The sequence below is a fragment of the Wolbachia endosymbiont of Zygogramma bicolorata genome, assembly GCF_051130665.1.
GTDB lineage: Bacteria > Pseudomonadota > Alphaproteobacteria > Rickettsiales > Anaplasmataceae > Wolbachia.
The window spans coordinates 450,805-471,401 of record NZ_CP149530.1 but is presented as its reverse complement, the minus strand read 5'-3'; the positions used below and the strand labels follow the sequence as shown (position 1 = coordinate 471,401).

10 protein-coding genes and 2 rRNA genes are annotated in these 20,597 nt (G+C 37.1%); 3 read left to right on the top strand and 9 right to left on the bottom strand.

Features of this window, described 5'->3' with window-relative positions; all coding sequences use genetic code 11:
* Positions 1 to 311 precede the first annotated feature (311 nt).
* From WKH12_RS02170 to WKH12_RS02150, 5 genes are all read right to left on the bottom strand, one after another.
* Entirely contained in the window at positions 312 to 1,043 is a 732-nt protein-coding gene (locus WKH12_RS02170; RefSeq protein WP_434732528.1) for a double zinc ribbon domain-containing protein, read from the bottom strand.
* A 90-nt stretch (positions 1,044 to 1,133) separates the two neighbouring features.
* Complete coding sequence (locus tag WKH12_RS02165) at positions 1,134 to 1,808, bottom strand: hypothetical protein (protein ID WP_434732527.1); 675 nt, start codon at positions 1,806 to 1,808, stop codon at positions 1,134 to 1,136.
* Between the two features lie 54 nt (positions 1,809 to 1,862).
* Positions 1,863 to 4,658 carry an excinuclease ABC subunit UvrA gene (gene uvrA / locus WKH12_RS02160; RefSeq protein ID WP_434732526.1) on the bottom strand — a complete coding sequence of 932 codons (2,796 nt, stop codon included), beginning with the start codon at positions 4,656 to 4,658 and terminating at the stop codon, positions 1,863 to 1,865.
* A gap of 307 nt (positions 4,659 to 4,965) precedes the next feature.
* Positions 4,966 to 5,478 carry a hypothetical protein gene (locus WKH12_RS02155; protein ID WP_434732525.1) on the bottom strand — a complete coding sequence of 171 codons (513 nt, stop codon included), beginning with the start codon at positions 5,476 to 5,478 and terminating at the stop codon, positions 4,966 to 4,968.
* A gap of 206 nt (positions 5,479 to 5,684) precedes the next feature.
* Positions 5,685 to 8,807, bottom strand: a complete 3,123-nt coding sequence (locus WKH12_RS02150; protein ID WP_434732524.1) for an AIR synthase-related protein — start codon at positions 8,805 to 8,807, stop codon at positions 5,685 to 5,687.
* A 107-nt stretch (positions 8,808 to 8,914) separates the two neighbouring features.
* Here WKH12_RS02150 and WKH12_RS02145 point away from each other — a divergent pair, with 107 nt between their 5' ends.
* Positions 8,915 to 11,797 carry a WPE palindromic element domain-containing protein gene (locus WKH12_RS02145; protein WP_434732523.1) on the top strand — a complete coding sequence of 961 codons (2,883 nt, stop codon included), beginning with the start codon at positions 8,915 to 8,917 and terminating at the stop codon, positions 11,795 to 11,797.
* A 747-nt stretch (positions 11,798 to 12,544) separates the two neighbouring features.
* Here the strand turns inward: WKH12_RS02145 and WKH12_RS02140 are convergent.
* Both WKH12_RS02140 and WKH12_RS02135 read right to left on the bottom strand, forming a co-directional pair.
* Complete coding sequence (locus WKH12_RS02140; protein ID WP_434732522.1) at positions 12,545 to 14,329, bottom strand: ribonucleoside-diphosphate reductase subunit alpha; 1,785 nt, start codon at positions 14,327 to 14,329, stop codon at positions 12,545 to 12,547.
* Positions 14,330 to 14,387: 58 nt separating this feature from the next.
* On the bottom strand, positions 14,388 to 15,464 hold the full coding sequence (locus WKH12_RS02135) for a methyltransferase domain-containing protein (protein ID WP_264329070.1): 1,077 nt from the start codon (positions 15,462 to 15,464) through the stop codon (positions 14,388 to 14,390).
* A gap of 332 nt (positions 15,465 to 15,796) precedes the next feature.
* Here WKH12_RS02135 and WKH12_RS02130 point away from each other — a divergent pair.
* A 23S ribosomal RNA gene (locus WKH12_RS02130) occupies positions 15,797 to 18,562 on the top strand.
* A gap of 66 nt (positions 18,563 to 18,628) precedes the next feature.
* Positions 18,629 to 18,735: ribosomal RNA gene (gene rrf, locus WKH12_RS02125) — 5S ribosomal RNA — on the top strand.
* Between the two features lie 16 nt (positions 18,736 to 18,751).
* On the opposite strand, the gene WKH12_RS02120 is transcribed toward rrf, so the two are convergent.
* Complete coding sequence (locus tag WKH12_RS02120) at positions 18,752 to 18,976, bottom strand: hypothetical protein (RefSeq protein ID WP_434732521.1); 225 nt, start codon at positions 18,974 to 18,976, stop codon at positions 18,752 to 18,754.
* Positions 18,977 to 19,224: 248 nt separating this feature from the next.
* On the bottom strand, positions 19,225 to 20,580 hold the full coding sequence (gene tnpC / locus WKH12_RS02115) for an IS66 family transposase (protein ID WP_434732010.1): 1,356 nt from the start codon (positions 20,578 to 20,580) through the stop codon (positions 19,225 to 19,227).
* Between the last annotated feature and the right edge of the window lie 17 nt (positions 20,581 to 20,597).

The window sequence follows — 20,597 nt, the reverse complement described above, 5'->3', positions numbered from 1 at the left end:
GGCAGGGATTGGTGTCATGAAAGTAGCTGATGCTGGAATTTAGCTTTTTATGCAACCTTATCAATTTAGTATAAGATCAGCTACTTTTCATACTCAACAAATCAGTTTACAAGCAAACTTTCCTGGATCCCAGTGTCAAGCACTGGGATGACATCATCCTGGTAGACAATGTTCGTACAGCTGTGTGTCGGGGCACTGGGATGACACCCTTCTTGGCAGACAATGTTCGTACAGCTATGTGCGTAACGCTGGCACTGGAATCTAGAAAAAAATAGATCCAAGTAGTCAAGCTACTTGGATGACACTGACTGCTAATTTTTTATGCAAGAGGTCCAATCATTCACCGTTCTTGCAAGCGATAGCACTCTCACTTCTTTTGCACCGGAGTTTAAAATTTCCTGAGAGCAAGATCTTACAGTTGCTCCGGTTGTTACCACATCATCAACTAATATCACGATTTTATTTTCGATAATTTTCTTGTTGGTTATGCTAAAAGCCTTTTTCAAATTTTTTTCACGCTGTTTAAGTGAAAGACCAGCTTGAGGCGCAGTATGGCGAAGACGTTTTATTGCAAATGGCGTATAGGATAAATTGGACAACTTACTCAACTCTTTTGCAAGCAATGCTGCTTGATTATATTTACGTTTAAACAAGCGCATTTTATGTAACGGTATAGGAATTATGACCTCTGCGTTCTGAAACGTATCCTGATTAGCTTGGTGTATCCACTTTGCATAGATTTTTACGTAATTCAAATTATCAAAAAATTTGAAATTTATAATCATGTTTTTACTATGTTGATCATAAGCAAAAACTGATCTTAATACTTTAAACGGTGGAGGATTGATGATGCACTTACCACACGTATGAATATCGTCTGAGATTACTACGCCACAAACATTGCAGTAATGCTTAGTTAGAAAATTGATTTTTTTGTTGCATTCACTACATAGATTAAGATTTTCATCAATGATATATTCGCAACTTACGCATACGTTCGGAAATATAAGATTTGTAGCTTTTTTTAGTAAGAGAAGGTTCACAATTCATTAAATATATTATAAAATTTATATAGTATAGCTAAAGTAACTTGTGCTTACACTCTTTCACTTTTTATTTCATCTCAATGTAATTCAAACTGAGCCACTGCTGAAAAAGCAGAACTTATAAGTTTGCGGTATACCATTGACTAAAGTAGTCTCCGAATCACTCCGATTAGATAAAAGCTGATGTTTTTCTGGCTCCTGTATTTCACTTAACTTACTTTGCACTTTGTTGCAAGCCCACACAAGTGGCGTTATCATTGACGCGGCAGCCCAAATGATAGCAGCGCAAGAATAACTTACAATCTTGTTAAATACTTCAGCTACTGCACTAGCACAATCTTGCCCAGCACTTAAAAATGCATTTGAATGATCAACTAATGATTTTGTACTTGCTTTTAAACAATAGTCCCCTGTTATTTTTGACAATAACTTGGCTGGAAAGTATGACGAATATGCCACCATCAAAAATAAAGGTTGCAATATTATGCTAGCTGCTAGAAAAGCACCCCGTTCACAAAGTGGAAACACTTCCTCTGCTCTGTGGCCCACGTATTCACATTTATCATTGTTTTTATTATACTTGTTATAATCGTCTTTACTCTCAACTCCACAAATTACATCTTTTACAGGTCCTAATATATTATCAACATAATGTACAGACTTATAGAAACTATTTTCTGGAACTAGTGTGCAATCTTCTGCTCTCTTAGCAGGTACAACTCCATATTCAACGTACCTTCTAAAGTGTCGATATACTGACATTCTTATCTCCAAATCATAAATATGCAACCTAGCCTAATATAATTAAGAAATAGTTTATAATAAATACGTTTTAAGATACCTGCCTGTAACACTTTCTGGAATTTTTGCCACTTCTTCTGGAGTTCCTGTAGCAATCACTTCTCCGCCTTTTATTCCGCCCTCTGGTCCGATGTCTATTATATAATCTGCAGTTTTTATAACGTGCAAATTGTGCTCGATAACTATAACAGTGTTTCCCAGATCGACTAATCTATGGAGTATTTTTAGTAAGTTATTTATATCTTCAAAGTGTAATCCAGTTGTTGGCTCATCAAGAATATACAATGTTCTTCCGGTAAATCGTTTTGATAGCTCTTTGGACAGCTTTATTCGTTGTGCTTCACCCCCAGACAACGTTGTTGACGACTGTCCGAGTTTTATATAGCCAAGCCCCACTTCCTGCAAAGAAACCAACTTTTCTTTTACCATTGGAAGGTTTTCAAAAAAATCACAAGCCTGATCTATCGTCATATCAAGCACATCAGAGATTGATTTTCCTTTATAAGTAACTTCCAATGTTTCACGATTATACCTTCGCCCTTTACACTGCTCACACTTCACATAAACGTCCGGTAGAAAATGCATCTCTATCTTTAAGTGCCCATCACCTTTACAAGCCTCACACCTTCCCCCTCTGGTATTAAATGAAAACCGGCCTATATTATATCCCCTTGCTTTTGACTCCGAAAGAACTGCAAACCAATTTCTTATATGAGTAAACATACCGACATATGTTGCTGGATTTGACGCAGGAGTTCTACCAATTGGCGACTGATCAACTTCTATAACTTTATCTATATATTCAAGGCCTTCTATTCTATCACACCGACCATACCGTGCAGACGAATGATATATCTTATGTGCTGAATATTTATATAACGTTTCTATGACTAAACTTGATTTTCCCCCTCCTGATATTCCAGTAACACAAATAAGATTCCCTATAGGAAATTTAACGTTCACATTTTTTAAGTTATTTTCACATGCATTTATTACTTTTATGAACTGAGTTGCTTGCTTTCTTCTCCTTGGAATTAAAATTTTTTTCTCTCCACTCAAATATTGCCCTGTTATGCTCCCTGAATTTCTTTGCACCTGGTCTGGTGTTCCTTCTGCAATAACTTTTCCACCATTTACGCCAGCTCCAGGACCAATATCAATCGCATAATCAGCAGCCATTATTGTATCTTCATCATGCTCAACAACGATTACAGTGTTACCCATGTCTCTCAAGTCTTTCAGTGTAGCAATTAACCGATCATTATCGCATTGATGAAGGCCTATCGAGGGTTCATCAAGCACATACAGCACTCCTGTTAAACCAGAGCCAATTTGCGAAGCAAGTCTGATCCTCTGACTCTCACCGCCAGAGAGAGTGCTAGATTCTCGATCGAGCGTTAGGTAATTCAACCCTACATTCTTTAGAAATGCTAGCCTCTTGATTATTTCATTTAATATTTTACTTGAGATTTGCTTCTGTTGTTCTGTGAGCTTGTCTGGCAAATTTTCAAACCACTTAAGGGATTTATCGATGCTGAGCCCTGATATTTCACCTATATGTCTGCTATCAATTTTTACTGTGAGTGCTTCTTTTCTCAATCTATGGCCAGTACATTCCTTACAATGAATAACAGAGCAGTATCGCTCAACAAGCGTTTCATCATAATCCATCTGGTTCTCCAAGATACTGATCAAACCTTGAAATTTATTAGAGCCAAAGAGTATCATATCTTTTACTTCTTGATCTATGTTCTTCCACGGAACATCAAGGCTAAATTTACAATTTTCAGCCAGTGATAGAATTGCACTTTTTAGAAATCCATAACTTGTGTGCACTTGACGGAACATTGGTCCTACTGGCTTTAAAGCACCCTCAGATATTGAAAGAGTTTCATCTGGCACTATCAGCTTTACATCAACAGCCAGCTTTTTACCAAGCCCATTACACGAACCACATGCACCGTAAGGGCTGTTAAAAGAAAATAATCTTGGTTCTATTTCCTCAAGAGTGAAACCAGACTCGGGGCATGCAAAATTCTCTGAAAAAGTCAGAATTTGACCATTTTTATACTCGGAATTATGGTTGTCAGGTAGGTTTACTACTTCTACACACATTAGACCATTACCAAGTTTTAGTGCGGATTCTATACTACTTGGCAGTCGATTTCCTATATCGCCCAATATTGATATTCTATCTGCAACCACAAAAATGTCGTGTTTCTTGTTCTTATCGAGTTTAGGCAAGTCATCTACATTGTACACTTCACCATCTATTTTGAACCTTACGTAACCTTGTCTTTTAATTTCCAATATCTCTTTGAGATGTTCTCCCTTTCTACCACGCACAACAGGGGCAAGTATATATATTTTAGTTTCTAAAGGTAACGCAATTATAGTATCTACAATTTGAGATACAGTTTGCTTTGTTATCGGTAATCCAGTTGCAGGTGAATAAGGAACCCCTATTCGTGCATATACTAAGCGCAAGTAATCGTAAATTTCGGTAACAGTTCCAACTGTTGACCTTGGATTTTTTGAGATCGATTTCTGGTTGATAGATATTGCAGGGGAAAGACCTGTAATCGACTCAACATCTGGTTTATCCTGAATGTTGAGAAATTGACGCGCGTAAGCTGATAGGCTTTCAACGTATCGGCGTTGGCCTTCTGCATAAATCGTATCAAATGCGAGACTAGATTTACCAGAACCACTTAGCCCAGTTATAACAACTAGCTTATTTTTCGGTATATTGACATCTATACCTTGCAGATTATGTTCCCTTGCACCCTTAACTCTTATAAAATCGTCCATATTATACTATATAACGTATTTTAACCATTATAGCCTTAAAATACATGAATTTACAGTGATATGTTGATTTTCTATTGATTTTTTCAACTGTTACGGAAAATTAGGCAGCGTTTGGTAAATCGTCATTCCGCTACTTGTTAGCGGAATCTATGCTGAGATACCGGGCGGTATGACGTAGGGCTGTACAACTTGTGTTAGAGTCTTAGGGCAAATCTACTACCTATAAATTCTAAACTGTTGTTACGTATTAGGACCACCAAATACATCCCCAGGACCCAAAGTCAGTTTAGCTATATCAGAAAACAGGTTATGTGGAAATCTTAAAATACTTCTTGTTCGCCAAGCAAAATAAATACATTCCTACAAACAAGCAGATGCTTAATACTGACGCATAAGAAAACTTAAAAATTAAATCTCTAATATATATTGCTAAGCATTTACCTGCAGAAAATTTGTATAGTAATCCAACACATACAACGGCACTATCAATTACTGATGCCATAATTAAAGTAATGAAATTTGCCATATGAAAATTCAACTTGGACTTCAATTTTTCAAAAACAATTATGCTTGAGAGAAGAGATACTAAAATTGCAGCATATGAAGTCAATATCATCAAACTAAAACTTTGCCATTTTAAAATACAGCATAGCGCTGTACACACTATTAAGCTATACGTAGCTTTTTCTTTGCCATAAAATTCAACCATTGAATTTACAACTAAAGCAGCTCCTATAAATAAAGCAGCACATATCATCAATTTATTTGAAGCGTTGAGTAAAGAAAGACTGATAAATAAGAGTGTCGGTAAAATAGACATAATTACCTACCCAAATTTAATAACATACATTTATTTTAAGTAAATATTGCACATAGTGAAAGAGTTATTTAACCTAATGGAAAACAAAAAACATTTTAAACTGACATGCTATAGCTACCCAAGAAAGGTTTTCCTACGTCATACCGCCGCGGCCGCTAACAAGCAGCGGGATGACGAGTTTGTCGTTTATCAAATCGTCTGTAAACCTAAGTTACTTTAGCTATATAATAACTATTTCCCAAATCTTTCAGATTTACTTTTAAAACATCCTTTATGTTTAGCACCTTTTTCTCTGTTACTTCACCAATATATGAATAAACTACGCCTTTAAACAATTCTTCAAACCTCTGCTGATTTTGTGGTGCAATAGTAACCAAAATTCTACTTTGCGATTCAGAAAACATTATTATCTTGTTTATTATGTCTGTATTTTGTGTTTTTCCTATTGGTACTAGTGAAAGATCGATTTCAGCACCAAGGTCTCCTGCAATTAGCGATTTTGCCAGAGCAATAATTAATCCGCCCAAGTTTGGTGCAATTGCAGAGGCAATTATGCCATCTTTTATTGCCTGGTTGTAACGCTCATACAACTTCCTAGCGCTCTTTGCATCAACTTTTGGCACGTTGTTATTATCTATTCCACTATATAACTGATATTCAGATCTACCAAGCTCATCGTGGGTTGTACCAAGCACATATATCAAGTCCCCTGGCATTTTCACATCAAGCGATACCGCATTTTCAATATTTTCTATAACTCCAATTGCTGAAATGAGTAATGAAGGTGGTGCAGATATCATCACTTTCTCGCCATTTTCGTCATATCCCTTGAAGTCATTGAACATACTGTCTTTTCCGGATATGAATGGCGTTTTAAATGCAGTTGCAAAGTCGTAACAAGCCTCTGCAGCTCTCTTTAGCTGCCATAGCCTTTCTGGATTATAAGCATCGCACCAGCAAAAATTGTCGAGCAACGCTAGATGATTTATATTTCCTCCTGCAGCTACGTAGTTGCGTATTGCAGTGTCAATCGCACATGCTGCCATGTGATAAGTGTCAATTTCTCCATAACTTGAGCCAAATCCCTGCGATTTTACAACACCTTTGTTTGAAGAAAGGACTGGCCTCGAGACAACAGCTTCACTGCACACTCTTCCCTTGCCTTGCAGTGGTTTCAGTATTGACGATCCTTGAACCTCATGGTCATATTGCACCACTATAAACTCTTTGCTGCGTATGTTTGGTCTGCTTAGCATTTCTTTTAGCTCGACTTCTAAAAAAGACGGATTTCCAGCGCGTGACGCTGGCTGGTCAGCTACTTGGATGAAAGGGGAGGGGGCTTTAGACCATGGCTTTGTCTGTAAATGCACTTTGGGATTACCGTCATGCAGAAATTCAGTTTCGATGTCCATTATTACTTTCCCTTCAGGACATTTAACAACAGCTTTACCACTTTCGTTAAACTCTCCAATCACACAAACCTCCACATCATGTTTTTTCATGATTTGCTTAAACATAGGAAGATTTTCTTCTGGCACTGCTAAGGTCATTCTCTCTTGTGATTCTGATATCCATATTTCCCACGGAGCCATACCATCGTTTTTAAGGAGAACCTTGCTCAAATCAACTTCAAATCCGTCTTTTCCCATTTCACCAATGGACGATGATAGACCGCCTGCTCCATTATCCGTTATTGCATTATAAAGACCAAGCTCTCTTGCTTTTATGACGGCATTGGATAGTTTTTTTTGTGTTATGGGGTCGCCAATTTGCACAATCGTTGAAGGGCTGTTTCCCGACAAAGCCTCTGAAGAAAACGTTGCACCGTGAATTCCATCTCTTCCAACTCTTCCACCAATAATTACGATTTTATCGCCGTTTTTAGGCCCTTTGATGTGTGAAGGTACATTATTTATACTGCGCGGAATAGTTCCAACACTTCCAACAAAGACCAGCGGCTTTCCACAAAATCTATCGTCAAAATATACTGATCCAAGTTGTGTTGGAATACCGCAGCAGTTGCCAGCAACATTAACGCCATGAATCACTTCTTTCATTATATATTTTGGCGGTAAAATCTCATCAGTACGCTCCTTGTCCCTATAAAATTTGCCTTTTGCTTCTTTGGCAAAGCAAAAGTAATAGGTATTCATTATAGGCTCCGCGCCTTTCCCGAAACCCACTATATCACGATTAACTCCAAGCACTCCGGTCATTGCTCCACCAAATGGATCAAGAGCTGAAGGGCTATTGTGAGTTTCAACTTTATCTACAATCAAGTAATCGTCATCAAAAATTATTCCTCCTGCGTTGTCGGAGAAAACTGACACGCATATGTCAGAATTTATCTCACGCGTTGCACGCTTAATATAATGAGCATATAGACCGTCTTTTATTTCATCAATAGGGGAGCAAAAAATATTGTGTTTACAATGTTCAGACCAAGTCTGTGCCAGAGACTCAAGTTCAATATCATATGGATTTCTACCGAGTTTTTTAAAGTAATCCTTTATAGCTTTCATTGCTGCCAGCGAGAGCCCTAAAGTGCCATTACCATCGATTCCATCTCTGCTGATTTTTTCAAGCTCTTGGTCACTCACATTGAGGTCAACAGACTTAGTACTATCCTCTGTCATCCCAACCCTACCTTCTGTCATTCCAGTGCTTGACACTGGAATCCAGTTTGCATTATACAATTGCTTGAAATTTTCTGGATCCCAGTGTCGGGGCACTGGGATGACACCAGGTGTTGTATTCGATTTACCATAATATTTCCAGCTATAGTTCTTACAGATAAGTGTGCAATATTCAGTGATAGGGTTGAATTCTTGTTTTATATCATCTTCAGTTGGCAAATTCCCTTGACTTAGAATCAATTTTGAACTTCTTGCTTTGATCTCAATTGGTGTCATTCCAGCGCGTGACGCTGGAATCTGCGTTTTCTCTTTCTGGATCCCAGTGTCAGCTACTTGGATGACAGAAGGGAGGGCTGGGATGACAGGCTGGTCGATATAGCCTTTGCTTATTAAATATTCTGTAATAATTTGTTTTGCTGTGTTGCCTACATTGTCGGTCATGCCAGGTAAAAAGCTTATCTCCAAGCCCCACTTTGCTTGTGGTTCTATGAAGTTATATTGAACTTCTTCAAGGTTTTCATTGTAGGAATAATAACGGCAGTCTTGTATGACTTTATTATAAAATAGCCCACAAATTTCTTCATGTAATTTTGATGGTAATTCTTTGCTTATGTAAATCAAGTAAACATTAACTACCCTTCTGCGGCCAACTTGTTCACATTTATTTAAAACTTCTATTCTGATGTTTGCCATGTAATATTGTGAAAGACTTTAATATATCATAGCATAAGAAACTGCGAGCACATTTATATTTTGAGTGATTTCTATATAATAAAATATTGTATTAATTGTTACTGTTAGTGGGAAGAGTTTTTACCGTTAATGTGGATGAGTCCTTTTTCAATGTATTGGTTCAGCACATATTTTCTGAATATGAAAGAGAAAAAATTCCCGAGATAAAGATCATACTTCCCTGCAAAAGGGATGTAATAGCGCTGCTGAGTGCGTTCAAGAATTATAACGCTAAAAAATGCATAATTTTGCCAGAGATAGTTTCGCTAGAGAACATCGATGAGGAGGATTTAATATTAAATCTTGATAGAGTTAAAGTTATCAATCCAACAAAGAGGACGCTGCTACTCATTCAATTCATATTGGAGTGGAATAGAAAAAATAATGATAATTTCCCCATTGATTTAGCTTATGGCCTGCCATCATTGCTTGATAAAATTCAATCTACCCAAACAACGGATTGTTATCAATTCGATGAACATTCAAAAAAAATAGAGAATTTCATAAGCTTACTCATTGAGAGTTGGAATAAAATTTTAAAAGATTTAGGAGTAGTAGATATATTAGAACATAAGAGTGATTACATAAACAATATGATAATCTCTTTACAAAAAGACCAACATATAATCTTTGTTGGAATTGGAAAGGATAAGTCGTTAATTAAGGCTATATATGACCTGCCGTTTGGAAAAATAATTTTTCCTAATCTGAATTTGAAAATTAAAGAGAAAGATTGGCAATCACTTGATAAAAAACATTATCAATATTGCCTGAAAGACCTGCTCGATTATTTAAATGTAGATAGAAGAGATGTGAGTTTTCTGCCAGAAGCGTGTTCTGATGTCATCCCAGTGCCCAGACACTGGGATCCAGAAAACTTAACTTTAAATGAGCGCACCAGGTGGCTGTGCAATAGAAACTGGATTCCAGTGTCAAGCACTGGAATGACACCATCTACTACTCAAATTACCTGCAAATTGCAATGTTCATACACCAAAAATCAAAGGGCTGGAATGACAGGAAGTCCTGAGGAATATCTAGATTACATTTTTGATACAACTGCCGATCTAAGCAAAGTTAGTAATGGACATATTGGCAATATTGAAGTCATCACTTGTGATTCCAGAGAGGAAGAAGCACAAGTGACATCATTAATTATAGAAAATGAAGGTTATGAAAACGTTTCTTTGGTTGTCTTTGATAAATTACTTGCAGCTCGTATAGCATGTTTATCAAGGCAACACAGTGCCATACCGGAAAATTATCCTTATATAACACTCCTACTTTATAGTATCGAAGTTTTGACCTCAAATTGGAGCAGTGTGTCATTACTTTCGCTCCTTAAACATAGGCTAGTGACTTTTGATTACACTCAAGAAGAGTACTCTCAGATTTTATCTGAATTTGAAATAGAGATATTACGCAACTTTAGTACAAATGGCCTTAAAGATATTATAGATGCTATTAATACCTATAAAAAGCTAAAACATAAAGAGGATATATTGCTTATTATCAATAGGTTAGAGGCTATACTTAATCTTTTACTTAACTCTATAAATTGCCCTATTTCTGATGTGGTGGCAACTCATTTGCAGTGTATTAATGTGCTATCTGGTATAAATTTTTCAGAGCTAAATAGTGAAATAGGTAATTTCACCTGTAATTTCTTGAATGCATGTGAGGGTATAGAAATTAAGTGCTCCTTAGAGTTATATAGCCAAATTCTGACCTTATTTTTAGAGAAAGAGTTTTTCTCTGTAGCAAATGACTTGAATAAATTCAGCTTATATCACAACAAAGTTGTAATACTCGCTGGATTTAATGAAGCGCCAAGCTTTCAAAGTCCGCTTTTGAATGCACTTACGAGAGAAAAATTTAACCTTCCTTCTGCGCAAGAAGAGCAGGGGTATTTTTTTTATACTTTACACAATTTGTTTTGCGCAAGTAAGGTTTATATTACAAGATCGCTAAGCCATAGAAAACCAATTCTATTGCAGCGTTTGGAAATTCTGCTCAAGGAGGGGAAACAGCCGTATCGCGATTGGCTGAGGATATTAAATACGCCTGAATGTACTGTTCCATGTACTCAGCCTATGCCAAAACCTCAAACCGAAGTTAGAAAAGAAAGAATGCAGGTGATGTCTTGCAGTGCAATAGAAAAGCTAATTCGTAATCCTTATTCATTTTACGTTGAATATATACTGGGCCTTAAACAATTAAGAGACTTGAATTTTAAGCCATCGATATTGGAATTTGGCACTATGGTGCACAACATTCTTGCAAGATATTTACGCAACAAAAAGTCGCCAATGAGCATTGCACGAAAAGCATTCTCGACTAGTCAGTTTAATTTTTCAAATATGTGGTGGGTAAGACTGCAAAGGATAATTCAATCTTTTGTCGAATTTGATGAGACTCGAAGCAATTATGTTGAGTTGGAAAAGAGTTTTACCTGTCCGATATTTCATATTCCAGCGCGTGACGCTGGAATCTATATTTCTTGTGATGATGTATCCCAGTATGAAACTGCTTGGATGACAAATAGAGATCTGATCCCACAAGAAATTTTACTGACAGCAAGATGTGATAGAGTTGAGTATCTACCAAGTGGGCAAGTAGCAATTATAGACTATAAGCTTGGTTCACCACCTTCCAATGAAGAAGTGATGTCGGGGTTTTTTCCACAGTTAATTTTGCAAGCCTTAGCGGTAGAACATATAACAAAAAGAGAAGTTTCAGAACTTGCTTATTGGAAACTTGATTATGATAAAATAAAAGTTATTTCTATACAAAATTATAGATACAAAATGCAAGAATTAAAAAATGATCTGCCTGGTTTTTTATCTAATTATTTAAGTAATTCCACACCCTTTATTGCCTCTCCATATTTTGATAAATTCCTGAGATTTAATAGCTATAAACAGCTAGAAAGGGTAGGGGAGTGGTTGTAAATGGTGTCATCCGAGTAGCTTGACTACTTGGATTCAGGAAAAAGAATGGTGTCATGCAAGTAGCCTCCTTCTCCTGTCATCCCAGTGCCCAGACACTGGGATGACAGCAGTCCTACGTCATACCGCGATTCATTCGCGGTATCTCTTAACATAGATCCCGCTAACAAGCAGCGGGATGACACCTCTCTTGGGCTCTTTTAGCTACAAACGTTAAGAAATTTACCAAACGAAAAAAAAGGCAAAAGAAGCCCTAGTCATTGTCTATTTTCAGTATTGGCGTTTTTTAAGTCTTAAACACTGCAATTTAGCTGCTTTTAAATGCAACTCACATTAGTTTAAATGTTTAAGAAATTTACTAAGCAGAAAAAAAGGCAAAAGAAACCCCGTGTTAGCTAGTTGTCACTCTCTAATCCTGCAAATTGGCGTACTATACTGTCTTAAACGACTTATAAGCGCGTTTCAGCTTATATAGGTAAAAACCCAGAAATGTTGTGAAGACATAAGGTGCACATAGTGCAAAAAATTAAAAATAAGACGCCAACTACGTTGTTTTCTTGCTGTTTAACCTGCACAGATGAAGATAACTGAATACCTTCACTATCATGATAAGGGGGCTGGCGGAGTTTGTCAAGGAAGTTTTTTCGTTTCTATTCCCAAGAAAAGTTCGTTATATGGTTATGCAAGAAGTCTATTATATTTCCTTACCCATTTGCTTAACTTTCTCTCTACTTTTTTTGAATAAGGTCACTATTGGCATGACAAACATTCATCGTAGTCAATATCTGTTTTGTGTTGCAATATTTCACTTTTTTTGAATATGTCATGCGAAACCTTGTCAGCTCTCTGCATTGATTGTGATCTGCAGTAATATAAGCTCTTCAATCCTTTTTTCCAGGCAAGCATGTGTATTTTATGCAAGTAACGTTTGTGTATGTTGGCAGGCAAGAACAGATTGACTGATTGAGACTGACAAACATACGGAGTTCTATCACTTGCATGTTCTATAATCCATCTTTGATCAAGCTCGTACGCTGTTTTAAATGTCAATTTTTCATGCTCACTAAGAAAATCTAAATGCTGAACGGAACCCTCGTTTGTCGAAATTGAAGACCATATTTTATCATTGTCTTGATTTTTTTCTGCTAATAGTTTTTGCAAGAATTTATTTCGCACTACAAATGAGCCTGTCAGTGTCTTTTGTATGAATACGTTTGCTGCATATGGCTCTATTCCAGGAGAGGTATTGCCTGCAATAATGGAGATTGAGGCAGTTGGAGCAATAGCGAGCTTGTGTGTAAACCTTTCCATTAGATCAACTTCTTTGGCATCAGGACATGCCCCCTTTTCCTCTGCTAATTTTTTAGAAACTATATCTGCTTGCTCACGTAAATACTTAAATATTTTTTTATTCCATTGTTGTGCTATTACTGATTCAAAAGGAACCATTTTGCTTTGTAAAAATGAATGAAAACCCATCACACCAAGACCAATACTGCGTTCTCTGGCTGCAGAATATTTTGCTCGCTGCATTTCATTCGGTGCTTTATTTATGAAATCTTCCAATACATTATCAAGAAAGCGCATTATATCTTCTATGAAGAGTTTATTGTCTTTCCATTCTTCGTAGTAATCAAGGTTTACGGATGATAGACAACACACAGCAGTGCGTGACTTATTCAGGTGATCATAACCTGTAGTTAAAGTTATTTCACTGCATAGATTTGACATCTTGATGTCTAAGTTGAGCTTTTTGTAAGATTCTGGCTTATTGTTATTTGTTGCATCAAGGAAAATAATGTAAGGTTCTCCAGTTTCAACTCTTGCTGTTAATATTTTGATCCATATATCCCGCGCTTTTACAGTTGAAATAACCTTATTGTTGTGAGGGCTTATTAAATTCCATTCTTGATCATTCTCAACAGCCTGCATAAATTTATCTGTTACTATTACAGCATGATGTATATTTAACGCTTTGCGATTTGGGTCACCGCCTGTTGGCTTGCGCAAATCCAGAAACTCTTCTATCTCCGGATGAGATACAGGAAGATAGACTGCTGAACTTCCTCGCCTTAAGGATCCCTGACTAATTGCGAGCGTTAGAGCATTTTGCACCACAATAAATGGTACAATTCCTGATGTTTTACCACTACCTTTTACACTTTCACCAATTGAACGTAAATTTCCCCAATAACTACCTATGCCTCCTCCACGTGCAGCAAGCCAAACATTTTCATTCCATAAGTCAACTATTCCCTGCAAGCTGTCTTCGGTTTCATTAAGAAAGCAAGAGATAGGCAACCCTCTCTTGGTGCCACCATTGCTGAGTATTGGTGTTGAAGGCATGAACCACAAGTTGCTCATGTAGTCATAAAGACGCTGCGCATGTTCTTTGTTATCAGAATAGTAATTAGCAATACGTGCAAAGAGGTCTTGGTAACTTTCATTTTCTATTAAATACCTGTCTGATAGAACTGCTTTTCCAAAATCGGTTAATTTGCTATCCTTTGCGTAATTAATAGTAATGTTATTCATAAAATTCCTTTTATTCTTTTATTATATATAGATACTTAAAAGCCACTTTGAGCGATTTTTAAGTTAGGTTTTTCGGATTTTCTTGTTGATGCTGTAATGCAAACAAGATACCGTCAACCTGACTGCCATATATTTTACAGTAACTCATATAACTTATCTGCATGTTTATTTTTTTTGCAACATGTTGAACATAACTTTCTGAGTGACGAAAATAGTCTCCTTTGTTTACAAAGTCAATACCTTCACCTTCCTTTCTTCTTATTAAACATATAATAACCCCTTTTTTGCTCGTAGATCTTTTTGCTAATTCCAATTCTTCTTGAAAGTCATGTAGATAATGTAGCACTTCAGCAAAGATAATTACATCATACTGCTGGTTTTTCTTTTGTTTAAGAAACTCTTTCATTTCCATATGTATTAATTCATTGTAAACAGGCTTACCTTTTATAAAGCATCCTCTTGCGATATTTAGCATTCTACTTGAAATGTCAATTCCTGTTATGTGGCTTCCAGTACTATTTATTTTCAAGAAATGACCACATATTCCAGTCCCACAACCAAGGTCAAGTATATTGAGCTCAGAAGTGGAGTTGTTGAAGATTTTTGTAATTATCATGTGTACAAGTTCATGCCCTCTATACTGTTTAGCAATCAACCAATGCTCAACAAAATATTCACCTGTGTAATCAAAATATTGTCTTATGAGGTTTTTTGGCAATTCTGTAATAGGCGCTGAGTTTGTCATTTTTTTTATATAGTAAGATGCCTCCTCGTGATCACTATCTAATTTTAGTGTCTGTGTTAAATAATTATAAGCTTTATTAGTATTCCCTACCGCAAAATGACACCTTCCGATGTTATACCAGACTATGGGTAAATGGGGGTAAAATATGCTAATTAACCAAAATCGTAACTTTGCATCTGATATGCTACCTTTATAAAAGTGATATAAACCGATTTCAATGTTGGTATTTAACAGGTTCTTAGATTTTTTAAGAAGCACTGTCATTTCTTTATGAAGAGTATTATATTTATTCACAATGAAGTGTTTTACTTTCTTAATATTTAATACACCAATAAGCTTAGACATACAATTTAAAGCCACGTTTTTTATAAAAGAGAGATTACTTTTCATACATGAGAAATACTCCGAATGTTCATTATCATTTTTAGGCAATTGATTTTAACACATTTTATCTTACAAAATATCTTTTTTATTAATTTTTACTGTATATATAAGTTTACCGCATATTTCTCAGATTGTACTGTTTAGGATTGCTAGTATATTGTTGTTGATAATATAAGTAAATGTTTTGTGCAAAAAGGCGTTGACATATTATTTATTAGGTTATAATATAAAGATTAATTTAGTTTTTAGATGTTTGACAAGTTTTATGGTAGAGATTAATTTAATCTCAATTCAATTTTAATAATATTTAACTCTGCATATTCTGCATATAGTCGGATAAATAAATTATTAAGAGCACTTGATGGATGCCTTGGCGTTAAGAGGCGATGAAGGACGTGGCAGGCTGCGATAAGCTGTGGGGAATTGTCAACAAATTTTGATCCGCAGATTTCCGAATGGGGAAACCCAACTAGCTTGGCTAGTTATTACATACTAAGTATGTAAAGCAAACTTGGTGAACTGAAATATCTAAGTAGCCAAAGGAAAAGAAATCAACCGAGATTCTGTTAGTAGTGACGAGCGAAAGCGGAAAAGGCTAGTGATTTAAGAATAAGAATTAGAATACTCTGGAAATAGTAACCATAGAAGGTGATAGTCCTGTATAAGTAGAAAGTTTTTAAATCCTTGAGTAGAGCGGGGCACGTGAAATCCTGTTTGAATATGGGGGGACCATCCTCCAAGCCTAAATACTCCTTAACGACCGATAGCGAACAAGTACCGTGAGGGAAAGTTGAAAAGAACCCCGGGAGGGGAGTGAAATAGAATCTGAAATCAAGTGCTTACAAACAGTTGGAGCTCTATATCAATTTATTGATATTTAGAGTGACAGCGTACCTTTTGCATAATGGGTCAGCGAGTTAATCTATGAAGCAAGCTTAAGCCGTTAGGTGTAGGCGTAGCGAAAGCAAGTCTGAATAGGGCGTTTTAGTTTTATGGATTAGACCCGAAACCAAGTGATCTAGTCATGACCAGATTGAAGGTGTGGTAAAACACACTGGAGGATCGAACCAGTTAATGTTGCAACATTATTGGATGAGTTGTGATTAGGGGTGAAAGGCCAATCAAACTTGGAAATAGCTGGTTCTCCGCGAAATCTATTTAGGTAGAGCGTTGTATGTATGTTGTTGGGGGTAGAGCACTGGATAGACTAGGGGGATTCACCGTCTTACCAAATCTAACTAAACTCCGAATACCAACAATTAATTATACAGCAGGCACACTACGGGTGCTAAGTCCGTGGTGGAAAGGGAAACAACCCAGATCACTATCTAAGGTCCCAAAATTACAGCTAAGTGGGGAAGGAAGTAGAAAAACCATTACAGCTAGGAGGTTGGCTTGGAAGCAGCCATCCTTTAAAGAAAGCGTAACAGCTCACTTGTCTAAATAAGTTTTTCTGCGCCGAAAATGTACCGGGGCTAAAGCTGTATACCGAAGATGTGAGTGCTTATTGATTTCGATCAATAGGCGCGGTAGCGGAGCGTTCCGTAAGTCTGTGAAGGTGGTTTGTGAAAACTGCTGGAGATATCGGAAGTGAGAATGCTGACATAAGTAGCGTAAAAGAGTGTGAAAAACACTCTCACCAAAAATCTAAGGGTTCCTACGTTAAGTTAATCTGCGTAGGGTTAGTCGGTTCCTAAGGCGAGTCCGTAAAGGAGTAGTCGATGGCAATTAGGTTAATATTCCTAAACCTCTTAAGTGTGACGGGTTTCGTATTTGTATAGATCTTATTGGATTGATCTATGCTTAAAAGAAGCTCCAGGAAATAGCACTTATATTTATGAGGCCGTACCGCAAACCGACACTGGTGGATGAGTAGAGTATACTAAGGTGTTGAAAGAATGATGTTGAAGGAACTCGGCAAATTATACCTGTAACTTCGGAAGAAGGGTAACCTGCTTTTAGGCAACTATGAGTAGGTGGCACAAAATAGGGAGTAGCGACTGTTTACTAAAAACACAGGACTCTGCAAACACGTAAGTGGAAGTATAGGGTCTGACGCCTGCCCGGTGCTGGAAGGTTAATAGGAGGGGTGCAAGCTCTAAATTGAAGCCCCAGTAAACGGCGGCCGTAACACTGACGGTCCTAAGGTAGCGAAATTCCTTGTCGGGTAAGTTCCGACCCGCACGAATGGCGTAACGATTTCTCCACTGTCTCCAACATCACTTCAGCGAAATTGAATTCCCCGTGCAGATGCGGGGTACCCGCGGTTAGACGAAGAGACCCCGTGCACCTTTACTATAGCTTTACATTGCTATTAAAAGTGTGATGTGCAGGATAGGTGGGAGACTTTGAAGTTATGGCGCTAGCTATAATGGAGTCAACCTTGAGATACCACCCTTTACACTTTTGATATCTAACTATGTTTCATTATCTGGAACTAGGACATTGTATGGTGGGTAGTTTGACTGGGGCGGTCGCCTCCTAAAAAGTAACGGAGGCGTGCGAAGGTAAGCTAGAGCTGGTCGGAAATCAGCTTGATAGTATAATGGCATAAGCTTGCCTGACTGCGAGGCTGACAAGCCAAGCAGAGACGAAAGTCGGTCATAGTGATCCGGTGATTCTGTATGGAAGGGTCATCGCTCAACGGATAAAAGGTACGCCGGGGATAACAGGCTGATGGTGTTCGAGCGTTCATAGCGACGACACCGTTTGGCACCTCGATGTCGACTCATCACATCCTGGGGCTGAAGAAGGTCCCAAGGGTTCGGCTGTTCGCCGATTAAAGTGATACGTGAGTTGGGTTTAGAACGTCGTGAGACAGTTCGGTTTCTATCTGCCGTGGGTGAAGGAAATTTGAGAAGGTCTGACTCTAGTACGAGAGGACCGAGATGGATATACCTCTGGTGTACCAGCTGTTATGCCAATAGCATCGCTGGGTGGCTATGTATAGATGGGATAATTGCTGAAAGCATATAAGCAAGAAACCCTCTTCAAAAAGATTTCCCAATTAAGGCCGTGGAAGACTACCACGTTGATAGGCTAGGTGTGGAAGCATGGTAACATGTGAAGCTAACTAGTACTAATAGCTTGATTGATTTATTTGCTTTCTATATGTGTGTATGCAGTGTTAAATATTAAGTTAAAATTGTTAAGTTAGAAATTTTTATTGACTTGGTGGCTATAGCAAAAATGAACCACCCGATCTCATCTCGAACTCGGAAGTGAAACTTTTTAGCGCTGATGGTACTTGAAAAGGGAGAGTAGGTCGCCGCCAAGTTTATAAAAATTTCTTTTTATCGCCTTTTAATAATTCTTTTATTACGAGAAGTCGCTTCTATATTCAAATCTAATAATTGTGGTCTAGGTTTATTCTTATTCTGCTCTAAGTATTGACTTTGCTCAAATGCTAATTCCCATTGTGTACGATAACTAGATTTTTTATATTCATAATAATCTTCTTTAACATTATTTGTATTTATATTGAGATTTTTATCTTGTTCTTTTCTACTCTCTACCATTAAACACCCACACCCGTTAATTTATTTTAAAAATTTTACTTATGTTATCATAAAAAATATAGTTGTAAATACCTTAATTGAGATTTTTTTTTATTTTATCTTTTTTAAGCAAATAGTTATACCAAATCTCATAAATAAGTAGGCAAATAACTCACAGAACAAATGGTTTTGATCGAACTTTCCGTAATATTACGAATGAATGCACATACAGTGTAACCGTTCACGGATTGTGAGAATGAATTAAAGAACTAAGCAGTGACAGCTACTAGATTCTGTAGCTTTTGAAAGGGGTTCTGGCCATTTAGACGTGATGTCAAAAATATCGACAACATTCTTTCCACGAATCTTTCTCCACGTTCTGACCAGGTGAAAAAGCTGTTTTTACGATAAATTACGTACCGTCTAATTTGCCGTTCTGCAAGGTTATTAGTTGTTTCTATCACTTCAGGTTTTCTTAAAAACTTCCACATCATATCCTCAGATCGTAACATCTTAGCGGCCATTCTTGAAGCTTGAGTACTATTTGCAACCCTCGTCATTTTACGTAAAAAATGTTTTACCCTTTTCCGAATTTTTCGCACCAGTCGATAAAATCTCAAATTATCTATCAAATTTTGTTTTTTTGCCTTATCTACTACAAACACCTTATTGCTGAGCGATTTTAGTGCTTGGCCAATTTTGCTCACTTCAACATTTTTACTATGGGCAAATCTCTCAAAATCTCTTGCCAGATGTGCCCAACATATCTGTCTATTTTCACGATTGAAGTAATTGTATACAGCGTATCTATCGCTCACAAATATACCATCATATTCTGGCAGTAAACTCTTCAACACCTTCTTACCACGAGACTCGCTTACCTTCAGAAGTGTCAACGCTTTGTTTGTTATTACCCAACTCCAGCCTCTCTTTCCTTGATTTCTGTGCCCTGTTTCGTCTATATGCAAATACTCGCTTCCTTGCAACTCTTCCTTCATTTTCTCATATTCAGATGCACACTTCTTCGATACCCTGCGTTCAGTATTTGAGACTAAACCAAGGCTTATATTTAGATTAAAAATACTGCCCAAAATTTGCTGTACCTCTCTTTTTGAGTTAATAAAAAAGCCGCTAAGGCTGCTTATAACTGTTTTAGCATTGGGTCCTAGAAAATCTCTTGCAACACCTTCGGGTAAATTTGCTGTAATTCTTTTATTACATACTCTACAATGTCCTCTTTGCAACCTGTACTCAGTTACAATTGGCTTAATTTCTGGCAACTCTGCCTTCTGATGAATAATTTCATCTTCTAAAGTAATCTTACCTCCACACATACAAATTGTATCAATTGTGCATCTCACTACCTCGTCTGCAGCCATTAATTCACGCTTATGCACCTTATGTCCTGGCTGACCTCCTGGTTTTTTATCACTTTTCTTTTTTGCTTTCTTACGATATATATCTCGTGATGGTGGCAGCGATGAATTTTGCGAATTTAAGCCCAATTTGTCTTCTAATTCAACTATTTTTGCTTTCAAGCTATCATTTTCTCTGATCAGTGCTTTTATTTCTTCCTTGAGATTAGCGTTTTCTGCTACAACCTTTTCTTGCAGCACTGTTGTCATTTACCCATTCCATATTT